This is a genomic window from Sphingomonas sp., assembly GCF_036402235.1.
GTDB lineage: Bacteria > Pseudomonadota > Alphaproteobacteria > Sphingomonadales > Sphingomonadaceae > Sphingomonas.
The window spans coordinates 169,864-190,474 of the sequence record NZ_DASWTG010000008.1 but is presented as its reverse complement, the minus strand read 5'-3'; the positions used below and the strand labels follow the sequence as shown (position 1 = coordinate 190,474).

The window sequence follows — 20,611 nt, the reverse complement described above, 5'->3', positions numbered from 1 at the left end:
GGATTATGATGCGGAAGCTTGCCGTAACACTGGCACTCGCTTCGACCGCGCTCGCAACGCCCGCCCTCGCCCGCGATAACGCGTGGTATGTGGGCGTCGAAGGCGGCGCGATGATCGTCGAAGACATCAACTTCGACATCGGCGCGACACCGGGCGCAAGCACGGTCGATCACAACTATGGCTGGGACGTCGGTGGCGTCATCGGTTACGACCTCGGCGGTTTCCGCATCGAGGCGGACGTCAGCTATCGCCGCGCGACCGTCGACGGCTATCGCGCGACGGTCTCGACGCCGGTTTACAACGCGGCGGGTGCGCTGGTGAATTTCCCGTCCGGCAACTATGACTATGCTGGCGGCTCGTCGTCGGCGCTGAGCTTCATGGTCAACGGCCTGCTCGACTTCGGCGATGACGATGGCGTGCAGGGCTTCATCGGCGGTGGCGCGGGCGTGTCGCGCGTCAAGGCCGATTACGGCCTGAACGACAACGGCTCGTTCCTCGACGATTCGGACACCGTGTTCGCGTGGCAGGTGCTCGCCGGTCTGCGTCAGCCGATCAGCGACAACATCGACGTGACGCTGAAGTATCGCTTCTTCAACGCCGACAACGTCAAGCTGGTCGACGTGACCGGCCGCCAGTTCGACGGCCGCTTCCGTTCGCACAGCATCCTGGGCGGCATCACCTTCAACTTCGGCGAGCCGCCGGCTCCGCCGCCGCCGCCGCCGGTCGAAGTGCCGCCGCCGCCGCCGCCGCCGGCTCCGCCGCCGCCGCCGCCGCCGCCGGTTTGCACCCCGGGACCGTACATCGTGTTCTTCGAATGGGACAAGTCGGACATCACGCCTGAGGCGGCCGGCATCCTCGACAACGCGATCTCGGCGTACCAGAACTGCGGCAACGCGCAGGTCATGCTGGCGGGCCACGCCGACCGTTCGGGTTCGGCGAGCTACAACGTCGGCCTGTCGCAGCGCCGTGCGGACTCGGTCCGTGCGTACCTGACCGGCCGCGGCATCGCCGACGGCACGATCAGCTCGGAAGCGTTCGGCGAAAGCCGCCCGCGCGTCGAGACCGCCGACGGCGTCCGCGAGCTGCAGAACCGCCGCGTGGAAATCACTTACGGTCCGGGCTCGGGCATGTAAGCCGCGCGGTCCGCTCTGCGGATCGACAAGAATTGGGGAGGCCGGGCAACCGGCCTCCCTTTTTCTTTGCCCGAACCGGAGGTTCCCCCTGCACCACATGGCTTGCGGCAGGCTCGCGCTGGGCCCAAACTGGCGCGGTGCGCACGGCCCTCCCATCCCCGGCTGAGCCTGCGACCGCGCGGGACCCGATGCGCTTCGCCCCGCATGGCGCGATGCGTCTCGACGCTGCGGCAGCAGCTGGCCTCAGCGACATCGAGACGGCAATCTCTCCGTTATCCGCTTACCGGCCTGGCCTGCGGCTGAAGGGTGTCGCCGGGCTGGATCGCCTGCTCGGCCCCCATGGCGCGATTGGCTCGAGCGTCGCGCCATTCGCCGGGGAGGGCGCCCGGCCGGTGCGTGCGATCCTGTTCGACAAGAGTCCGGCGGCAAACTGGTCGCTGGCTTGGCATCAGGACCGCACCATTTGCGTTCGTGAGCGCCGCGAGGCGCCGGGGTTCGGACCGTGGACCGTCAAAGCGGGACTGCTCCACGTCGCGCCCCCCTTCGACCTGCTCGCCCGGATGGTGACGATCCGCATCCATCTCGATGATGTTCCGGCCGACAATGCGCCGTTGCTGATCGCGCCCGGCTCGCACCACTTCGGTCTGGTGCGCGAGGATGCGATCGACGCCGTGGTTGAGCGGTGCGGCGTCCACGCCTGCGAAGCGCGTGCGGGCGACATCTGGGTCTATGCAACGCCGATCCTGCACGCCTCGGAAGCGGCAGCGGTGCCGCGCCGCCGCCGGGTGCTGCAGATCGACTACGCCGCCTTCGATCTGCCTGGCGGGCTCTTGTGGTCAGGCATCTGAGGGTAGTGCTACCGCCAGCCAATCCGGTACGATCGCATCGCCCAGCGCTTCGACGCGGCGATGCTCGACCATCAGGCCGAGTTCGGGGTAGGCGGCGCGCGTGCGCTCCCCCTGTTCGCCCAGTGGCGCGACGACAAGGCGGCGGTTGACCTTGGCGCGCCAGTTCATCCGCGCGGTATTCTCCTGCCCGACATAGCAGCCCTTGCCGAAGCTGACGCCGTTGAGTTCGATCGCGTTGCATTCGAGCCAGAGCGTCTTGTCCGAGCCAAGCTCGGCAACCCCCTCGGTCACGCCGAGGCGCAGGCGGTGCTCCAGCCAGCCATCCACGGGCGCGCCAGCGCTTTCCCCCAGCCAGCGATAGCCGAGCGCCGCCAGCCGCGGATCCGGTACGCCCTTGCCGGCGTCACGCGACCAGTGCGCGCCGCCCTCCACTGCCTCGATCGCGATCGGGCGGCGCAGGCGATAGATCGACAGGCGCCGGATCAGCGCTTCGCGCTGCTGCGCCTCGCAATCGATCAGGATCGCATCGTCCGCATCCCACAGGATGAAGTCGAACAGCGCCTTGCCCTGCGCGGTGAGCAGCCCCGCCCATTGCGGCGCGCCGGGCGCGACGGCGTTCATGTCCTGCGTCACCAGCCCTTGCAGGAAGCCCCGGGTATCCTCCCCCGAAACGCGAATGAGGGCACGGTCGGCGAGCAGGGTCGCCCGAACTTGGCTGGTCTCTGTCATGCCGAACAGGTAGGACGCCGGGAGCGACTGCAAAAGAGGCTGATATGGCGACCTTCGATCTCAAGCTCATCGGCGGCACGGTGCATTTGCCCTCGGGTCCGGCACAGGTCGATATCGGCGTGCGCGACGGCAGGATCGTCGCGATCGGCGCGCAAGGAGACGCCGGCGAGACGATCGACTGCACCGGGCTCGACGTGCTGCCCGGCGTGATCGACAGCCAGGTCCATTTCCGCGAGCCGGGGCTCGAGGCCAAGGAAGACCTGGAGAGCGGCAGCCGCGCCGCGGTGCTGGGCGGGGTGACCGCGGTGTTCGAGATGCCGAACACCAAGCCCAACACCGACAGCGCCGATGCGGTCAACGACAAGCTCGCGCGCGCCAGGGATCGGATGTGGTGCGACCACGCCTTCTATGTCGGCGCGACCAACAACAATGCCGCGGACCTCGCCGAGCTGGAGCGGATGCCGGGCACCGCGGGTGTCAAGATCTTCATGGGCGCCTCGACCGGCGACCTCTTGGTGTCGGACGACGCCAATCTCGCGCGCGTGCTCGCTTCGGGCCATCGCCGCGTCGCGATCCATGCCGAGGACGAGTTCCGCATGAACGCGCGCGAGGGCGAGCGGGTGGCGGGTGACCCGTCTTCGCATCCCGTGTGGCGCGACGACGAGTCCGCGATCCTTGCCACCCGCCGCATCCTCAAGCTCGCGCGCGAGGCAAGGCGGCCCATCCACGTCCTCCACGTCACTACCCCGGCGGAGCTGGAGCTGCTCGGCCAGCACAAGGACATCGCGACGTGCGAGGTGACGCCCCAGCACCTGACGCTGGCGGCTGAGGACGCCTATCCGCGACTCGGCACCTATGCGCAGATGAATCCGCCGATCCGCTCGGCCGCGCATCGCGACGGGCTGTGGCACTGGCTCAATCAGGGTGTGCCGGACGTGCTCGGCTCGGACCATGCGCCGCACACGATCGAGGAGAAGGCGAAGCCCTATCCCGCTTCGCCCAGCGGCATGCCGGGCGTGCAGACCTTGCTGCCGCTGCTGCTCGACCATGTCGCCAAGGGGCGCACGACGCTTGCACGACTGATCGACCTCACCAGCGCCGGTCCGCAGCGCGTGTTCGGACTGGTCGGCAAGGGCCGGATCGCCGCGGGCTATGACGCGGATTTCACCGTGGTCGATTTGAAGAAGCAATGGACCGTTGAGGAAGACTGGCTCGCCTCGCGCTGCGGCTGGTCGCCATTCACTGGAGACACCCTCACCGGCAAGCCGATCGGCACGATCATCCGCGGGCGCCAGGTAATGTGGGACGGCCAGCTCGCCAACGCCGCGCACGGTCGCCCGGTGCGGTTCGAGGCGGTCGAGTTCGGGTAATCCCAGCGTCACCCCAGCGAAAGCTGGGGTCTCTCGCCGCGAGCGCGTCGCTTGCCGTACAAGACCCCAGCTTTCGCTGGGGTGACGGGTTCTTCTACTCCGCCGCTTCGGACACCGCCTCGCGCTCGGCCTGCTGGCGCGCCCACATCTCGGCATAGACGCCGCGCAGTTCGAGCAGTTCGGCATGCGTGCCCTGCTCGGCGATGCGCCCCGCCTCCAGCACCACGATGCGGTTGGCGTTGACCACTGTCGACAGCCGGTGCGCGATCACGATCGTGGTGCGGCCGCGCTCGATCGCCTCCAGCGTGTCGAGGATCTCCGCCTCCGTCCGCGAATCCAGCGCGCTGGTCGCTTCGTCCAGGATCAGGATCGGCGGATCCTTGAGCAGCGTGCGCGCGATCGCCACGCGCTGCTTCTCACCCCCGGACAGCTTGAGCCCGCGCTCGCCCACCCGCGTCTCATACCCGTCGGGCATGCTCTCGATGAACCCGGCGATCGCCGCGCCGCGCGCCGCAGCCGCGACCTGGTCGGGCGTCGCGCCCTCGCGGCCATAGGCGATGTTGTAGCCGACCGTGTCGTTGAACAGCACCGTATCCTGCGGGACGATGCCGATCGCGGCACGTAGGCTCGCCTGCGTGACCTGGCTGATGTCCTGCCCGTCGATCGTCACGCGCCCGCCGGTCAGGTCGTAGAAGCGATAGAGAATGCGCGCGAGCGTCGACTTGCCCGCGCCCGAAGGGCCGACCACCGCGACCGTCTGGCCCGGCGAGATGACCAGGTCGATGCCCTTCAATATGTCGCGCCCGGCCTCGTAGCCGAAATGCACGTCCTCGAACCGCACCTCACCGCGCGAGACTTGCAAGGCGGGTGCGCCCGGCACGTCCTTCACTTCGGCATCGGTGTCGATCAGGTCGAACATCGCGCCCATGTCGATCACGCCCTGGCGGATCGTGCGATAGACCCAGCCGAGCATGTCGAGCGGCCGGAACAGCTGGCTGAGCAGCGTCGAGACGAACACCACATCGCCCGCGCTGAAATCGCCCGAGGACCAACCCCAGGCGACCACCGCCATCCCCGCGCCCAGCATCACATTGGTGATCAGCGACTGACCCATGTTGAGCCAGGCGAGCGAATTCTCGGATCTAATCGCGGCCTTGGCATAGGCGTCGACCGCCTTTGAATAGCGGTCGGCCTCGCGCGTCTCGGCGTTGAAATACTTCACCGTCTCGAAGTTGAGCAGCGAATCCACCGCATGCGCGACCGCGCCGGTGTCGAGGTCGTTCATCCGCTCGCGCAGCTTGGAGCGCCAGTCGGTGATCCAGCGCGTGAAGCCGATGTAGATCACCACCATCGCCAACGTCGACGCGACCAGCCACCAGCCGAACTTGCTGCCGAAGATCTGCAGCACCAGCGCCAGCTCGAGGATCGTCGGGGCGATGTTGAACAGCAGGAAATAGAGCATCGAATCGATGCTCTTGGTCCCGCGCTCGACCACCTTGGTCACCGCGCCGGTGCGCCGCTCGAGATGGAAGCGAAGCGAGAGCTGGTGGAGGTGGCGGAAGGTGACGATGGCGAGCCGCCGCGTCGCATCCTGCCCGACCTTCTCGAACACGGTGTTGCGGAGGTTGTCGAACAGCGTGGTGAACAGCCGCGCCGCGGCGTAGCCGACCACCATCAGGATGACGAAGGTCACCACGCTGCGATCGTTCAGCGCCATGCTGTCGACCGCGGCCTTGAGCGCATAGGCGGCACCATAGACCTGGACGACCTTGGATAGCAGCACCAGCAGCAGCGCCCCGACGATGCGCGCCTTCAGCCCCGGCATGCCCGCAGGCCAGAGATAGGGAAGGAAGCGCCGGAGCGTGGCGAACAAAGGGCGTTCGCCGCCGGCGGGTGCGGTCTGGGGCGGCATGGGCGCCTATCTGGGCCTGCACGCGGCCGGATGCAACGCATGCATGCGCGGAACGCCGCCGCCCTCCCGCTCGTTGACCGGGCGAGGAGCAGGAAGATGGAGCCGGTTTTCTACGTGATGGCGATCCTAGGCTGCGGCGACGACCAGTCGCAATGCCGCCAGGCGCGGGTCGAGCCGGCCCGGTATCAGAGTGCGGCGCAATGCCAGGCCGCGATGACGCAGGTGCTGCCGCGCCATGCCGACCTTTCCTTCCCGGTCATCGTCGCGGCCTGCCAGCGCCGCGGCGAGCAGATGGCGCGCAACCAGGCGCGCACGCCGCGCGGCTGACGCTCAGGAACGCTCCATCGGCAGCGCCCAGCGGATCTGGTCGCGCAACAGCGCCTCCAGCTCGGGCGCGCCGGCATTGTGCGCGGCGGCGCGCTTGCGCAGCAGGGTCAGTAAAAGGTCCGCGCGGCTCGCGGTCGGGGCGGGGGCTGCACGGCCCTTCGCGAGCGCGCGGGACAGGTGAAGCGATAGAGCAGTCATCCCGGCTCCTCTCGCATCCTCTCCTTCACCCGATCCTCGCCGAACGCGGTTAACGCGGCCGGGTCCAGAGCTCCGCGGCGCGCGGCGCCGGCGGGTAGAGTGTTGCGCGAAGCGCCGCTTGGGGAAGTGCGCGCGCCAGCCAGCCGAGCTTCTGCAGATTGCTGGTCGCGGCGCGATGATCCCAGGCATGCGCGCCGCGTGCCGCCACCTCGCGGGCGATGCCGCCATAGATACCCGCCGCCGCCAGCACCGCCCAGGCCGAGCGGAAGTGCAGCGCCGGGGTGCCGCGTCGTGCGCTCGCCGTATAGGTTTCGGCCATCTCGGCGAGCCATTTGGCGATCACCACGAGCCGCGCGCGGAACGGCGGCTTCATATGCTGGCCGGGCGGGATATCCATCTCGACCAGCCATTCGACCGGCAAGTAGCAGCGGCCGATGCGGTCGTCCGCCTCGATGTCGCGCGCGATATTGGCAAGCTGGAACCCGATGCCGAGGTCGCAGGCGCGGTCGAGCGTCGCCTCGTCCGCCGGATCGACCCCCATCACCACCGCCATCATGCAGCCGACGCTGCCCGCGACATGGTAGCAATAGCGCAGCAGGTCATTCTCGGAGCGCGGGAACCAGCCCTTGGCGTCGAGCGCGAACCCCTCGATCAGGTCGTGCGCGAAGCAGTGGGGGAGGCGGGTCTCCTCCGCGACGATCTTGAGCGCGTCGAACGCCGCGTCGCCGGTCCATTCGCCCGCCAGCGCCCTGGCCGTAAGGTCGCGCATTCGCGCCAGCCGCGCCGCCGGATCGGCGACCGGCGCAGCATCGCGCCCCAGTTCCTGCCCGTCGGCGAGGTCGTCGCACGCGCGGCACCAGGCATAGAGCAGCCAGGCGCGCTCGCGCGTCGCGGGGTCGAAGATCTGGCTCGCCATCGCGAAGCTGCGCGAACCGCGCGCGATGCTGTCCTGCGCCGCCGCGACCACCGAGGCGCGGCTCGGAGACCCGGCACTCATCCCCGTTCGCCCTGAGCTTGTCGAAGCCTGTCCTGAGCGACGCCGCAGGCGGCGTCGAAGGGGGCTGCTTTCCTCGTCGTGCCGAAGAAGGGCAGTGCTTCGACAAGCCCAGCACGAACGGAACGGATCATAGATCCTTGCTGCCGATCTGGCCGATCGTGGTGACGGGCACATGCGCCGCCATCTTTTCCAGCAACCCGTCGAGCCGGTCGTCGATCAGCAGGATCGACTGGTGCTGCGGGCGCAGGAAGCCGACCTCGCCCATCGTCTTCACGAACGCGATCAGCCCGTCATAGAAGTTCGCGGTATTGAGCAGGCCGACCGGCTTGGCGTGATAGCCGATCTGCGCCCAGCTCATCGCCTCCCACAGCTCGTCCATCGTGCCGGTGCCGCCAGGCAGGGTAACGAAGCCGTCCGAAATGTCGGTGAAGGCCTGCTTGCGCTCGTGCATCGTGCGCACGATGTGCAGCTCGGTGCAGCCGCGATGCGCGACCTCGGCATCGACCAGCGCCTGCGGGATCACCCCGATCACCTCTCCGCCCGCTTCCAGCGCCGCATCCGCGACCGCGCCCATCAGCCCCAGCCGCCCGCCGCCATAGACCACGCCAATGCCGCGCTCGGCCAGGGTGCGGCCGACGAAGCGGGCATTCTCGATGAACACGGGATCGTTGGGGGTCGCCGACCCGCAATAGATGGCAAGACGCTTCATTCCTTATCCTCCCCGGCACGGGGAGGGGGACCGTCCGGCGGAGCCGGATGGTGGAGGGGGGGCGCCACAAGGGAAGCGATCGAGGTTGCTACTGCATCTGCATCCTGCAAAATTTCCGAAGCCTGTATCCGCAACACGCGATATCCATTCTCTTCTAAAAACGCCGTTCGAGCTGAATCCCGCTTCGGCCGATCTCCGACCTCATGGGAAAATCCGTCCACCTCGACTACCAGCCGAACCGCGGCACAGTAAAAGTCTGCGACATAGGGTCCGATCGGGTGGCCCTTGCGGAACCTCGCGCCTGTTTTCCCGCCACGCAGCCGTTGCCACAGCAATACCTCGGGATAGCTCATTTCCCGCCGAAGCTTTCGGGCCAGCACAACCTCGGGCCTCAGCAACTGCCTCACGCCCCCTCCACCGCCGCCTGCGGCGGCGGTCCCCCTCCCCGTGCCGGGGAGGATATCGCTCACGTGCCTTGCTCCAGCATCAGCGCGGCGGTCGCCTTGGCGCTGCCGACCACGCCGGGAATGCCCGCGCCGGGATGAGTGCCGGCGCCGACGAAATAGAGGTTGGGAATCGATCCGTCGCGGTTGTGCGCGCGGAACCAGGCGCTCTGCGACAGGATTGGCTCGAGGCTGAACGCGCTCCCCAGATGCGCGCTCAGATCGTCGCGGAACTCGTTCGGCGCATAGCTGAACTTGGTCACGATCCGCTCATGGATATCCGGGATCAGCCGCCGCCCGACCTCGTCGAGGATGCGCTTCTCCAGCACCGGCGCGATCTCGTTCCAGTCGACCGGGAACTTGCCGAGATGCGGCACCGGGGCGAGCGCGTAGAAGGTCGAATGCCCCTCGGGCGCGAGGCTCGGGTCGGTCACCGTCGGATGGTGGAGATAGAGCGAGAAGTCCTGGCTCAGCACGCCATGGTCGTAAATGTCCTCGAGCAGGCCTTTGTAGCGCGGCCCGAACAGGATCATGTGGTGCGGGATGCCCGGCCACGTCCCCTTGATCCCGAAATGGACGAGGAAGACGGAGGGTGAGAAGCGCTTGCGCTCCAGCCGCGCCGCGGTCCGTTGCGCGCTGCGCGAGCCCTTGAGCAGGTCGCGATAGCTGTGGATCAGGTCGGCATTGCTCGCCACAGCGTCGGCCTCGAACCGCTCGCCGCTCTTCGTCACCACCCCGGTCGCGCGCTCGCCCAGCGTCTCGATCTCGATCACCGGGTCGCCCAGCCGCAATACGCCGCCCAGCCGCTCGAACAGCCGCGCCATGCCGTCGACCAGCCGGTTGGTGCCGCCGAGCGCGCACCACACCCCGCCATCGCGCTCGAGCTTGTGGATCAGCGCATAGATCGCGCTCGTCGTCATCGGATTGCCGCCGATCAGCAGCGTGTGGAACGACAGCGCCTCGCGCAGCTTCTCGTTCTTCACGAAGGACGAGACCATCGAATAGACGCTGCGCCATGCCTGATACCGGGCGAGCTCCGGCGCCGCCTTCGCCATCGAGGCTAGGTCGAGAAACGGCACATGGCCAAGCTTCTCATAGCCTTCGCGGTACACGCCCGCCGAATAGTCGAGGAAGCGGCGGTATCCGGCGATGTCGGCGGGGTCGAGCTTGGCGATCTCGCCCGCCAGGGCCGCGTCGTCGTTGGAATAGTCGAAGCTGGTCCCGTCCGGCCAGCTCAGCCGGTAGAAGGGATTGACCGGCGCCAGCGTGACGTCGTCTGCCATGCGGTGCCCCGACAGCGCCCACAGCTCCTCCAGCGCGTCGGGCGCGGTGATGACGGTGGGGCCGGCGTCGAAGGTGAAGCCGTCTCTCTCCCAATAATAGGCACGGCCGCCGGGCTTGTCGCGCGCCTCGACCAGCACGGTGTCCACGCCGGCGGACTGCAGCCGGATCGCGAGCGCCAGCCCGCCAAATCCCGCGCCGATGACGACTGCCCGTTTCACGACGTCCCCTTGCTTCTTTGGCCACTGATCGCCTGCCAGGCACGTCCGACCGGCACCGGCGGCTTGCCCGCCAGCACCCGTACGCGGTCGAGCAGGCTCGACTGGCCCGCATAGAAGCGCGCGATCAGCCCCGCGTCCAGTCGATAGAAGCGTTCGAGGATGCGATAGCGCTCCTCGGGCTCGGCCGCCCGGAACAACATCGCCGAGAGCATGCGATAGAAACCGCGCCTTTGCCACTGCCGCCGGGCATAGCCGTAGCTCAACTCGTGCAGCGCGGTGCCGTCGAGGTTGCTCGCCTGTGCGATCGTGCGCGCCAGCCGCACCGCATCGGGTAGCGAATAGCCGGTGACGGGGTGGAACAGCCCGGCGCGCATCCCTGCCTTGGCGACGCGATTGCCGCCCGACCGCCAATATTCCTCGAAGTCGCCGCCCATCGCGACGGGCAGCACGCCGGTCTCCTCGCGCGTCACCGTCTCGACCGCGATGCTGCGCGCGCGCGTCCAGGCATCGATCCGCTCGCGCAGCGCGTCGGCGTCGATCTCGGGCGTATCGCTGTAATAGGTGTCCTCGACGAACAGCCGCGTCGCCGCAAAGGGCAACGCATAGACGAAGCGGTAGCCGTCGATCTGCTCGACGGTCGCGTCCATCACGATCGGGCGCTTCAGGGCGTGCGGCTCGGCCAGCGCGAGCTCGCGGCCGAGGAACTTCTGCCAGCCGAGGTCGAGCATGGAGAGATCGCCGGGTCCCCGGCAATCGATCACGCCGCCGGCCTCCACCCGGTCGCCGTCGGCCAGCACGACCGCGCGCGCGCTCGCGCCCAGCACCTTGCGCCCGGTCATCACGCCGCCGGCCGGCATTGCCGCGCGCACCACCCGGTCGAGCCGCTCGGACTCGATCGAATAATAGGGCGCCTTCAGCGTGCGCGCATGGCCCGGAAAGGCGACGCTGTGGCGCGCCCAGCCATAGGAGATGAGCGGCGCGACCAGCCAGCGGTCGGCCGCCGCGATATCGCTGGCGAAGAACGACCAGAGGTGGCTGCCGCCCAGCGCCTTCCCGCTCTCGATGATCCGCAGGTTGAGGTCGGGGCGCTGCTTGCGCAGGGCGAGCGCAAGCAAACCGCCGGCAAGCCCGCCGCCGACGATGGCGAGGTCACAATGGTGGATGGCTGGCATCGCCGCCGCTTAGGGTTGTGGGGCAGTGCCCGCAACCCCGTGCGCGGCGGCGTGCGATCAAGCGGCCTTGAGCAGCGGCATCTCCGCCGCCATCGCCCGCGCCACCGACGGCCGCGCGCGCAGCCGCGTGCGATAGCCGAGCAGCACCGGCCAGGCGGCGATGTCGACGCCCGCGGTCTCGCACCAGTTGAGCACGGCGAGCAGATAGGCATCGGCCACGGTGAAGCTGGCGCCGAGATGCTCGCGGCTCTCCAGGTGCTTCGACAGCACCGCGAACGGCTTGGCCACGCGGCCGAGCGCCGCCTGCTTCTCCGCCTCGCCCGCATCCTTGGCGAACAGCGGCGCGAACACCGCCTTGTGCACCTCGGTGCTGACGAAGTTGAGCCACAGTTGCATGCGGTAGCGCTCCTCGCTGAACAACGCGGGGGCGAGCACGCCGTCCGCGGCATTGTCGGCGAGATACTGCAGCACCGCCGGGCCCTCGGTCAGCGTGATCCCGCTGCGCGTCTCCAGCGCGGGGACATAGCCCATCGGGCTGACGTCGCGGTAATCGCCGCCGTCGGGCAGCTTGTGGCCGGGCAGCACCTGCACGAATTCGGCGTCGAGACCCGCTTCCTCGGTTGCGATGCGCGACGCGAGCGAGCAGGCGAAGGGGATGAAATAAAGCTTCATGGCACGACTCCCTGGTTGATTTTTTGTACTGTTTCGCATGAATATCGGGGCGGTCAAGGAATTTTATGCGAGATAGTACAAAAAAGAGGGGCCGGCCGCGCGCGTTCGATCCCGACACGGCGTTGAGGGCGGCGGCCGAGCGGTTCCGCGCGGGGGGCTATTCGGGAACCTCGCTCGACGAGCTCGCCGCCGCGACCCGGCTCAACCGCCCCAGCCTCTATTCGGCGTTCGGCGACAAGAAGGCGCTCTACCTCGCCGCGCTCGAGCGGACGCACGCGCGCGCCGAACGCGGCTTCGCGCGGCTGGCAGAGGCGGACCTGCCCCTTCGCGACATGCTCGAGCGCATGTTCGCTGCGGTGATCGACGGCTTCCTCACCGGGGAGGACGGCCCCGCAGGATGCCTGTTCATCAGCACCGCGGCGACCGAATCGGTGATCGAGCCGGACGTGCGCGCGCGGATCGCGGGCTTCCTCGCGATGGAGGATGCGCAGATCGAGCTTCTGCTGGGCAAGGCCGGCAGCGCCGCTCCCGCGGCGCAGGCGCGCATCGTCACCGCGATGATCCATTCGCTGAGCGTCCGCGCCCGCGCCGGCGCCTCGCGCGAGGAGCTTGATCGCGCCGCGCAGGATTGCGTTGATCTGATCGCCCCGGCCTCAGCGACATGATCCAATCCTCCCGCGAGGGGGAGGTGGCGCCGAAAGTGTGCCGGAGGGGCGGGCCGGTGCCGGACATCGTGCAATTGTCAATCTTAGCGCGAAAACCTATACTATCCGTATGGCACAGATGAACGTCTCGCTCCCCGAAGCCCTCAAGGCCTGGGCCGAATCCCGCGTCGCCGAAGGCCGCTACAGCAGCACCAGCGACTATATCCGCGACTTGATGCGGCGCGATCAGGAGGATGCGGATCGGATCCGATTCCTGCAAAGGAAGATTGATGAAGGGCGCGCCTCTGGCCCCAGCGAACAGACGGTCGATGAGATTTTCGCCGATCTCTACGCAAAGCTCTGAACTTGACTCGGCTCCGCCTAAGCAAGCAGGCGAAAGCCGATCTCGAGACGATCCGAATTTACAGTGTGGCGCATTTCGGAAAGGAGGTCGCCCGCGCCTATCTCGAAAGCTTCGAGAAGGCGTTTCGACTCCTAGCCGAGCATCCGCGCATCGGTATTCGGCACACCGACTTCGATCCACCGATCCATTCACTCTCGAACGGCAGCCATAGGCTCTATTACGATATCGAGGAGGAAGAGGTGATTGTGCAGGCTATCCTGCACAAGGCGACCGACGCAAGACGGTGGTTGCGCGAAGAGAACGGATAGCACTCGTGCTGCCTGCCATCCTCCTCTCAGCGCTCGCCATGACCCTCATCGTCGCCGTGCGCTATCTGATCGTCTCGGGCGGGTTCGCCTGGGCGACGCGGCTGCGGCACCCCGGCCTCTATCGCGGCCTCGACGCGCAGATGGGCCAAGAGATTCGCTGGAGCCTGGCCAGCGCCGCCATCTATGGCATCCCCGCGGGGATCGTCGCCTGGGGCTGGCAGCATCGCGGCTGGACGCGGATCTACGCCGGCGTTTCGGACTGGCCGCTCTGGTATCTCCCGCTCTCGGTGCTGCTCTATCTCGCGGCGCACGACGCCTGGTTCTACTGGACGCACCGGCTGATGCACCGCCCGCGCTGGTTCCGCATCGCCCATGCCGTGCATCATGCCAGCCGCCCGCCCACCGCCTGGGCGGCGATGAGCTTTCATCCGGTCGAGGCGCTGACCGGCGCGGTGGTCATCCCCGCGCTCGTCTTCCTCATCCCGATCCACGCCGCCGCGTTGGGCGTGGTGCTGGCGATCATGACGATCATGGGCGTCACCAATCACATGGGGTGGGAAATCTTCCCGCGCGCGATCTGGCAAGGGCCGCTGGGGGCGTGGCTGATCACCGCGAGCCATCATCAGCGGCACCATGCGCACTATCGCTGCAACTATGGTCTCTATTTCCGTTTCTGGGACCGGATCTGCGGCACCGACCGCGGGTTTGGCGATCTGCCACGCTGACGGCGCGCGCGATCCAGCAGGCATGTGCGATATCTGCTGCAATCCCTTTGGCTTGCATCCATTTGTTCGATACGGCGTTGCGTTCCTGAAACAGTTTCGGGATGCTACCCTTATGCGTATCGCATTGTTCGGTCCCCTCTTCGCCGCCGCCACGCTGGCCGCTGCGCCCGCCGTCGCGCAGGATTCCCCCGATCCGCAGCAGACCGGCGAGACCGCGCCCGATGCCCCGCCGCCCGCGGTCGCCGAGGCGGCCGAGGAGGGCAAGGCGCGGCTGTCGATCGGCGCCGGCGTCGCCTATTTCCCCGATTATGAAGGGTCGAACGAGCACACCTGGTCGCCGATCCCTGCGGCTCAGGGCACCGTCGCGGGCATGAGCTTCACGTTGCTCGCCAACCGCGTCAGCCTCGACCTCATCCCCAACGACACCGGCCCCGGCTGGGATTTCCAGCTGGGCCCGGTCGCCGTCCTCAACCTCAACCGCACCAAGGTCAGCGCGATCGAGGATCCGCGCATCGTCGCGCTTGGCGAGGTCGATACCGCGCTCGAGGTCGGCGGCTATGTCGGCATCGGCAAGACCGGCGTCATCACCAGCGACTTTGACAAGCTCTCGGTCACATTGAGCTACCGCCACGACGTGACCAAGATCCACAAGAGCGGCATCTGGACCCCGGCGATCAACTATATGACGCCGCTCAGCACCAAGGCGCTGGTCGGCCTGTTCGCGACCGCGGAGATCGTCGAGGACGATTATGCGCGCACCTATTTCGGCGTGACCCCGGCGGGCAGCGCCGCCAGCGGCCTGCCCGTCTTCACGCCCAAAGGCGGGCAGAAGAACATCGCCTTTGGCGGCATGTTCACCTATGCCCTGACCGGCGATCTGACCAAGGGCCTCGCCCTCGTCACCGGCTTCAACTACTCCAAGCTGCTCGGCGACTTCGCCGACAGCCCGCTGGTCAGCATCGCCGGCTCGCGCCACCAATGGACGTTCGGCGCGGGGCTGGCGCTGACCTTCTGAGGCCGCTAGAAGAGTCGCATCCCCGGGGGAGCGCTGACGGCGCTTGAGAGGCAGGCACGAGCCTGCGACCCGCTGAACCTGATCCGGCTGACACCGGCGTAGGGAGGGAGCGGCTTTCTTCCCGAAGACCGTCCTCTCCCGCATGAGGAGTAGTGACGAATGGCCGACATCCCCGCGCGCACCGAATTGAAGGTGACCACCGGCCCGATCCGCGGCAGCAAGAAGATCCACGTCGGCCCGCTCAACGTCGCGATGCGCGAGATCCATCTCGAGCCCAGCTCGGGCGAGCCTCCGCTGCGCGTCTACGACTGCTCGGGCCCCTATACCGATCCCGACGCCCGCATCGACATCATGGCCGGGCTTCCGGAATTGCGCCGCGACTGGATCCGCAACCGCGGCGACGTCGAGGAAGTCGCCCAGCGCGAGGTCCGCCCCGAGGACAACGGCCAGCTCGGCCCCGATCGCAGCGGCGGGGTGCAACCCTTCCCCAATGTCCGCAAGCAAGTGCTGCGCGCCAAGCCGGGCATGAACGTCTCCCAGATGCACTATGCCCGCCGCGGCATCGTCACGCCCGAGATGGAGTATGTCGCCACCCGCGAGAATCTCGGCCGCGAGATGCTCGCCGAATATATCCGAGACGGCCAGGACTGGGGCGCCAGCATCCCCGACTACGTCACCCCGGAGTTCGTCCGCGACGAGGTCGCCCGCGGCCGCGCGATCATCCCCAACAACATCAACCACCCCGAATCCGAGCCGATGGCGATCGGCCGCAACTTCCTGGTCAAGATCAACGCCAATATCGGCAACTCCGCCGTCGCCTCCGACGTCGCCTCCGAGGTCGACAAGATGGTGTGGGCGATCCGCTGGGGCGCCGACACGATCATGGACCTCTCCACCGGCCGCAACATCCACGACACCCGCGAATGGATCCTGCGCAACTCGCCCGTCCCGGTCGGCACCGTCCCGATCTACCAGGCGCTCGAAAAGGTCGGCGGCATCGCCGAGGACCTGACCTGGGAGATCTTCCGCGACACGCTGATCGAGCAGGCCGAGCAGGGCGTCGACTATTTCACGATCCATGCCGGCGTCCGCCTGCCCTATATCCCGCTCACCGCCAAGCGCGTGACGGGCATCGTCAGCCGCGGCGGCTCGATCATGGCCAAATGGTGCCTGGCGCACCACCGCGAGAGCTTCCTCTACGAGAAGTTCGACGAGATCACCGAGATTATGAAGGCCTATGACATCGCCTATTCGCTCGGCGACGGCCTGCGCCCCGGCTCGATCGCCGACGCAAACGACGAGGCCCAGTTCGCCGAGCTCTACACGCTGGGCGAGCTCACCAGGCGCGCCTGGGAACAGGATGTTCAGGTGATGATCGAGGGCCCCGGCCATGTCCCGATGCACAAGATCAAGGAGAATATGGACAAGCAGCTGCAGGCGTGCGGCGAGGCGCCCTTCTACACGCTCGGGCCGCTCACCACCGACATCGCGCCGGGCTATGACCATATCACCAGCGGCATCGGCGCGGCGATGATCGGCTGGTACGGTACGGCGATGCTCTGCTACGTCACGCCCAAGGAGCATCTCGGCCTCCCCGACCGCGACGACGTCAAGGTCGGCGTGGTGACCTACAAGCTCGCCGCCCACGCCGCCGACCTCGCCAAGGGCCACCCCGCCGCCAAGCTGCGCGACGACGCTTTGAGCCGCGCGAGGTTCGAGTTCCGCTGGCGCGACCAGTTCAACCTGTCCTTGGACCCGGACACGGCGGAGCAGTATCACGACCAGACCCTCCCCGCGGAAGGCGCCAAGACCGCGCATTTCTGCTCGATGTGCGGGCCGAAATTCTGCTCGATGAAGATCACGCAGGAGGTGAGGGACTTCGCGGCCAAGCAGAACCAGGGCGCCGAAAGCTTCCTTGCCGCCTCAAAAAATCCTCCCCGGAACGGGGAGGGGGACCATGCGCAGCATGGTGGAGGGGGCCCGAAGCTGGACGAAGCGGCCGCGGAGGAAGGCATGGCCGCGATGAGCGCGGTGTTCAAGGAGACGGGCAGTGAGCTGTATATGGGGAGCGGGGGACGGGAGCGGGATTGAATGGTTCGCCTCTCCGATCAGTCATTCTGATCGCAATTCGGCAATCACGGCCCGTAGTGCGCGGGTATACCGCTCAAATTGCTCCATTAGATCGTCTTGTGAAAGAAGATTATATTGTGTGGCAAGCCAGCCTCTTTGATCGCGGGTATGCGTACCTTTGATCCGTGGGAAGGCTATTATCTCTGAATCGGATCCGAGAAAATCTTGCTGCGTCAAAATGGCGTCACAGATGATCGTGGATAGCAGATATTTCTGAAACCCATCCAATTTGAAGTCGACCCACGGTATCACGAATACCGGAACAAGTTTTTCGTTTTTGATGCCGACGAATGTAGGCCGCACGGGAACAAGGAGAGGGGCGTCGTCTGGCTTTTTACCGATGATGTACATCGCCTGGAAGCCATCAAATTCGATGACGCCCTCGATACCTGACTTTTTGAGATACCGACTAAAGGCCGGGATGACCTCCCGAGCGGCAACCTTGGCGGCTGGCATAGCAATAGCTTCAGCTCTGTTCAGCGCATCTTCCTCATCGCACGTGCCATAAGCAAGAGCCGCACAAAGTTTCTGCACTGGTCGAAGGGAATGCCGCGGGGGGTTATTAGCAAATTCTCGCAGTTGGAAGATTGTGTCATCCAATCGCCGCTTATTGTGCCGTACCCAGTTCACCAGACTGGGCAGACTCATCAATCGCTTGATTCGTTTTTCAGTGTCGTCCATTGAGATCGCGCTTCTGTGGCGCCGTAGCAAGGATGAGGGCGGTGGAGATCACCATGCCCGGATTGACCGGATTAGCAGATCGCCAAACTTGATCCCACGGCCCCCCGTGCCTGTGAGAGATACCGCGCAGTTGCGAAGCAGAGAAGCCAATATAATCGTTGATTACGGATTCGAAAAATTCGACATCAACAGGTGAAAATTGCTCCCTAGCTTCTACGGTTTGACGGTCGCGAACGCTATAGCGAGTAATACGTTTGGTGACGGGATTGCCTTCGTCCCCTTTTAGGGCGTGATACACCTCCCTAAATACTGGGCCATGATCCCAAGCCTCCGCACGGGCGGATGAAAAGAGGACATTTTTCTCTATCAAGCCTCGTTCAATAATAAAATAGGACAGTTTATTAAGCGACATGTTGCTAATAGTTTTATGAGCATCGGCAACGTAGTCTAATATCCAGTTTGCGATTGCGCGAATGTCATAATCGCGTTGTTCAAGCTTAGCTGTAGAGAATCGACTTCTGACAGCTTGCGTCCAGTCAGATGCTTCGGGAATATCGGATGTATCAATCAGGTCATCCGGCAGCAAAGCAAGCTGGCGAAGTTCCTCAGCAATCCGGGGGTCAATAGGTTTCTTAGCCATTGTGATATTCCCGTCTCTCGGCGGGCGTTGCCTTTCGTGCGCTAATGATGCGTCCCTGCAAGGTTCCAGCATCCGACGATGCGACCGGCTCAGTATGAACCACTACAATGAGAACGCCCATCGCCATTCCCATTGTGCGCCAACGCACCTCGGACTCATATGGGTCTAGATCGGAAAGGAGATAAGGGTCTTCAAATACCAGCGAAGCCGCCTCAAACGACAGACCGTGCTTGGATCGATTGATCGCCGCTTTGTTGGGGTCCCAATTCCAGCTTATCTCAGTCACGCGCCTGACGCGTAGCCTATGCTACGCCAGTTGATAAGTAAGAATCCAATTAACATCCGATTTGGCGCAAGCAACAAGCCAGTCGCTGCACCGTAATTGAACTGTGTTTGCCGCGCCGTCGGCAACCCGATTCAACAGGTGCAAATCCCCTTGCAATGTTGGATTCCACCTGCTCCACACTGGTAGATGAGCAAGCACACCCCCCACAGCGCCTTCGCCCCCGCCGCCGAAGCGCCCACCCCCGATCTCACCACGCTCCACCCCGAGCCGCAGCCCGAGCCCGGCACCGCGCTCGCCGTCACCGAGCCGGACGAGGACGCCGCCTCCGAACCCTACGACCCCGCCGACTATCGCTGGGTCCCCGTCCGCCGCCGGCCGCGCTTCGACGGCTGGACCGAGGAGAAGCAGCGCCGCTTCATCGAGACGCTCGCCGACACCGGCCTCGTCAACCTCGCGGCCAGCGCGGTCGGCATGTCGCGCGCGAGCGCCTATCAGTTGCGCCGCTCGCCCCATGGCGCCGCCTTCGCCCGCGCCTGGGATGCCGCGCGCGAGCATGCCGGCGGGTTGGTCGAGGACATCGCCTTCGAGCGCGCGATCGAGGGGACCGAGCAGGAAGTGCTCAACCGCGATGGCGAGGTGGTCGCGACGCGGCTCGTCCACGACAATCGCCTGCTCAAATATCTGCTCAGCCACCTCAAGCCCGAACGCTATGGCCATGCGCGGCCCGCCGCCGCCTCGGCCCCCGCCCCCGCCCAGCCCCTCCCGGCGCTGCACGACAGCCTGCGCGCCATGGAACCCGCGCTCCCCGCGCTGCCCGAACGGCTGCTCGATCCCGAAACCCTCGCGGACGAGCTGGAGCTCGCCGACGCCGCCGACGGCATCCTGCCGCGCCACCTGTGCGAGCAGCGCCCGCCCAAATCCGCCGCCCGGCGCAAGGCCGACGAAGCGGCGGCGCGCGATGCGCGCGGCGCCGCCGCGCTGGCGAAGCAGCAGGCGGGGACCACGCTGACCGACGAGGAGTTTGCCGACTCCTGCTACCACCTCGATCCGGTCAGCAACGCCCTCCCGCGCCCCCGCCGCCGGCAAGGCGCGGATAGTGTCAAGCTAGTGTAAACTTCCGCCCCGCGCGGCGGCCGGGCAATCCGGTGCCAGCGGACAGGCCGCGCAATCCGGCGCGTCCCACCGGCACACCGCCTGTCCCAGCCGCTTCAGCGCGATGTGGAAGCCCAGGAAATCGTCGCCCGTCCAGCCCGGCATCGCCGCGGTCACCGCCTCGCTGCCCGCGCGATAGTCGGCGGCCGGCGGCACGAAGCCCAGCCGCTGCAGTACGCGCAGCACATGCGTATCGACGATCATCACCGGCCGCCGCAGCGTGCTGGCATTGAGCGTCGATGCCGACACTTTCCGCGCGACGCCCGGAAGCGCCTCCAGCCACGCCAGCGCATCGCCGAGCGGGCGGTCGGCCAGGTGATCGAGCGCGAAGCCGCCGTCCGCCGCCGCGATCCGGCGCAGCGCCGCCACCAGCTGCGCGGCCTTGGCCTGCGCGAAGGTGACGTCGCCGATCGTCCGCGCGACCGCCGTCGGCGCCGTCCGCGACAGTGCTGCCGGCCCGCCATAGCCGGCGACCAGCCGGTCATAGGCCGCGGCCGATACCGCGTCGCGGGTCCGCGCGCTGATGATCGACTTGACCAGCTGCCCGACCGGCGAGCGCCGCCGGCGCGGCAGGGCGACCGGACCCAGCCGCTCGCGCCAGCCGGCGACGTCCGCCGCCGCAAAGGCGAATGCGGCTTGCATGAGGCAAGCCAT

Annotated in this window: 24 protein-coding genes and 1 riboswitch; of the genes, 11 read left to right on the top strand and 13 right to left on the bottom strand. The window is 66.6% G+C overall.

The window, feature by feature from the left end; all coding sequences use genetic code 11:
- Positions 1-8: 8 nt before the first annotated feature.
- Positions 9-1,133, top strand: coding sequence for an OmpA family protein (locus VGD28_RS01660; RefSeq protein ID WP_331026590.1), 1,125 nt, complete (start codon positions 9-11; stop codon positions 1,131-1,133).
- A gap of 137 nt (positions 1,134-1,270) precedes the next feature.
- Positions 1,271-1,981, top strand: a complete 711-nt coding sequence (locus VGD28_RS01655) for a phytanoyl-CoA dioxygenase family protein (RefSeq protein WP_331026589.1) — start codon at positions 1,271-1,273, stop codon at positions 1,979-1,981.
- On the opposite strand, the gene VGD28_RS01650 is transcribed toward VGD28_RS01655, so the two are convergent.
- A complete protein-coding gene (locus VGD28_RS01650) occupies positions 1,970-2,710 on the bottom strand; it encodes a folate-binding protein (protein ID WP_331026588.1) in 741 nt (246 codons plus the stop codon). The two genes, VGD28_RS01655 and VGD28_RS01650, sit on opposite strands and share 12 nt — an antisense overlap.
- 44 nt (positions 2,711-2,754) lie before the next feature.
- Between VGD28_RS01650 and VGD28_RS01645 the strand changes: the two genes are divergently transcribed.
- Entirely contained in the window at positions 2,755-4,080 is a 1,326-nt protein-coding gene (locus tag VGD28_RS01645) for a dihydroorotase (RefSeq protein ID WP_331026587.1), read from the top strand.
- Positions 4,081-4,174: 94 nt separating this feature from the next.
- Here VGD28_RS01645 and VGD28_RS01640 read toward each other — a convergent pair whose 3' ends face one another.
- Entirely contained in the window at positions 4,175-5,992 is a 1,818-nt protein-coding gene (locus tag VGD28_RS01640) for an ABC transporter ATP-binding protein/permease (RefSeq protein WP_331026586.1), read from the bottom strand.
- Positions 5,993-6,088: 96 nt separating this feature from the next.
- On the opposite strand from VGD28_RS01640, the gene VGD28_RS01635 reads away from it, so the two are divergent.
- Positions 6,089-6,319, top strand: coding sequence for a hypothetical protein (locus VGD28_RS01635; RefSeq protein ID WP_331026585.1), 231 nt, complete (start codon positions 6,089-6,091; stop codon positions 6,317-6,319).
- 3 nt (positions 6,320-6,322) lie between these two features.
- On the opposite strand, the gene VGD28_RS01630 is transcribed toward VGD28_RS01635, so the two are convergent.
- From VGD28_RS01630 to VGD28_RS01600, 7 genes are all read right to left on the bottom strand, one after another.
- Positions 6,323-6,517 carry a hypothetical protein gene (locus tag VGD28_RS01630; RefSeq protein ID WP_331026584.1) on the bottom strand — a complete coding sequence of 65 codons (195 nt, stop codon included), beginning with the start codon at positions 6,515-6,517 and terminating at the stop codon, positions 6,323-6,325.
- 49 nt (positions 6,518-6,566) lie between these two features.
- Positions 6,567-7,514: a phytoene/squalene synthase family protein gene (locus tag VGD28_RS01625; protein WP_331026583.1), complete on the bottom strand. Its 948-nt coding sequence runs from the start codon at positions 7,512-7,514 to the stop codon at positions 6,567-6,569.
- 127 nt (positions 7,515-7,641) lie between these two features.
- A complete protein-coding gene (locus VGD28_RS01620; protein WP_331026582.1) occupies positions 7,642-8,223 on the bottom strand; it encodes a TIGR00730 family Rossman fold protein in 582 nt (193 codons plus the stop codon).
- Complete coding sequence (locus VGD28_RS01615) at positions 8,220-8,603, bottom strand: endonuclease domain-containing protein (protein ID WP_331026605.1); 384 nt, start codon at positions 8,601-8,603, stop codon at positions 8,220-8,222. Before VGD28_RS01615 ends, VGD28_RS01620 begins: the two co-directional genes overlap by 4 nt.
- Positions 8,604-8,689: 86 nt before the next feature.
- Positions 8,690-10,168, bottom strand: a complete 1,479-nt coding sequence (locus VGD28_RS01610; RefSeq protein WP_331026581.1) for a phytoene desaturase — start codon at positions 10,166-10,168, stop codon at positions 8,690-8,692.
- On the bottom strand, positions 10,165-11,340 hold the full coding sequence (gene crtY / locus VGD28_RS01605; RefSeq protein WP_331026580.1) for a lycopene beta-cyclase CrtY: 1,176 nt from the start codon (positions 11,338-11,340) through the stop codon (positions 10,165-10,167). The genes VGD28_RS01610 and crtY overlap by 4 nt, the downstream gene beginning before the upstream one ends.
- A gap of 57 nt (positions 11,341-11,397) precedes the next feature.
- Entirely contained in the window at positions 11,398-12,012 is a 615-nt protein-coding gene (locus VGD28_RS01600) for a glutathione binding-like protein (protein ID WP_331026579.1), read from the bottom strand.
- 65 nt (positions 12,013-12,077) lie between these two features.
- On the opposite strand from VGD28_RS01600, the gene VGD28_RS01595 reads away from it, so the two are divergent.
- From VGD28_RS01595 to thiC, 6 genes are all read left to right on the top strand, one after another.
- The gene (locus VGD28_RS01595) at positions 12,078-12,677 is read left to right on the top strand and encodes a TetR/AcrR family transcriptional regulator (RefSeq protein ID WP_331026578.1); all 600 of its coding nucleotides are present in this window, start codon (positions 12,078-12,080) and stop codon (positions 12,675-12,677) included.
- A 118-nt stretch (positions 12,678-12,795) separates the two neighbouring features.
- The gene (locus tag VGD28_RS01590; RefSeq protein ID WP_331026577.1) at positions 12,796-13,020 is read left to right on the top strand and encodes a type II toxin-antitoxin system ParD family antitoxin; all 225 of its coding nucleotides are present in this window, start codon (positions 12,796-12,798) and stop codon (positions 13,018-13,020) included.
- Between the two features lie 2 nt (positions 13,021-13,022).
- Positions 13,023-13,328, top strand: a complete 306-nt coding sequence (locus VGD28_RS01585) for a type II toxin-antitoxin system RelE/ParE family toxin (protein WP_331026576.1) — start codon at positions 13,023-13,025, stop codon at positions 13,326-13,328.
- Between the two features lie 5 nt (positions 13,329-13,333).
- Positions 13,334-14,053 carry a sterol desaturase family protein gene (locus tag VGD28_RS01580; RefSeq protein ID WP_331026575.1) on the top strand — a complete coding sequence of 240 codons (720 nt, stop codon included), beginning with the start codon at positions 13,334-13,336 and terminating at the stop codon, positions 14,051-14,053.
- Between the two features lie 112 nt (positions 14,054-14,165).
- Positions 14,166-15,068, top strand: coding sequence for a MipA/OmpV family protein (locus VGD28_RS01575; protein WP_331026574.1), 903 nt, complete (start codon positions 14,166-14,168; stop codon positions 15,066-15,068).
- A 14-nt stretch (positions 15,069-15,082) separates the two neighbouring features.
- A riboswitch (TPP riboswitch) is annotated at positions 15,083-15,190 on the top strand.
- A gap of 37 nt (positions 15,191-15,227) precedes the next feature.
- A complete protein-coding gene (gene thiC, locus VGD28_RS01570; protein ID WP_331026573.1) occupies positions 15,228-17,159 on the top strand; it encodes a phosphomethylpyrimidine synthase ThiC in 1,932 nt (643 codons plus the stop codon).
- 21 nt (positions 17,160-17,180) lie between these two features.
- Here thiC and VGD28_RS01565 read toward each other — a convergent pair whose 3' ends face one another.
- From VGD28_RS01565 to VGD28_RS18655, 3 genes are read right to left on the bottom strand one after another with little or no spacing between them, the layout of a single operon-like run.
- The gene (locus VGD28_RS01565) at positions 17,181-17,879 is read right to left on the bottom strand and encodes a hypothetical protein (protein WP_331026572.1); all 699 of its coding nucleotides are present in this window, start codon (positions 17,877-17,879) and stop codon (positions 17,181-17,183) included.
- Entirely contained in the window at positions 17,866-18,519 is a 654-nt protein-coding gene (locus tag VGD28_RS01560; RefSeq protein WP_331026571.1) for a Panacea domain-containing protein, read from the bottom strand. The genes VGD28_RS01565 and VGD28_RS01560 overlap by 14 nt, the downstream gene beginning before the upstream one ends.
- Positions 18,512-18,805, bottom strand: coding sequence for a BrnT family toxin (locus VGD28_RS18655; RefSeq protein ID WP_414714450.1), 294 nt, complete (start codon positions 18,803-18,805; stop codon positions 18,512-18,514). The genes VGD28_RS01560 and VGD28_RS18655 overlap by 8 nt, the downstream gene beginning before the upstream one ends.
- 186 nt (positions 18,806-18,991) lie before the next feature.
- On the opposite strand from VGD28_RS18655, the gene VGD28_RS01555 reads away from it, so the two are divergent.
- Positions 18,992-19,918 (top strand): hypothetical protein, encoded by a 927-nt coding sequence (locus tag VGD28_RS01555; RefSeq protein WP_331026570.1) that lies wholly within the window; start codon positions 18,992-18,994, stop codon positions 19,916-19,918.
- Here VGD28_RS01555 and VGD28_RS01550 read toward each other — a convergent pair.
- A complete protein-coding gene (locus tag VGD28_RS01550) occupies positions 19,910-20,599 on the bottom strand; it encodes an endonuclease III (RefSeq protein WP_331026569.1) in 690 nt (229 codons plus the stop codon). The two genes, VGD28_RS01555 and VGD28_RS01550, sit on opposite strands and share 9 nt — an antisense overlap.
- Positions 20,600-20,611 lie beyond the last annotated feature (12 nt).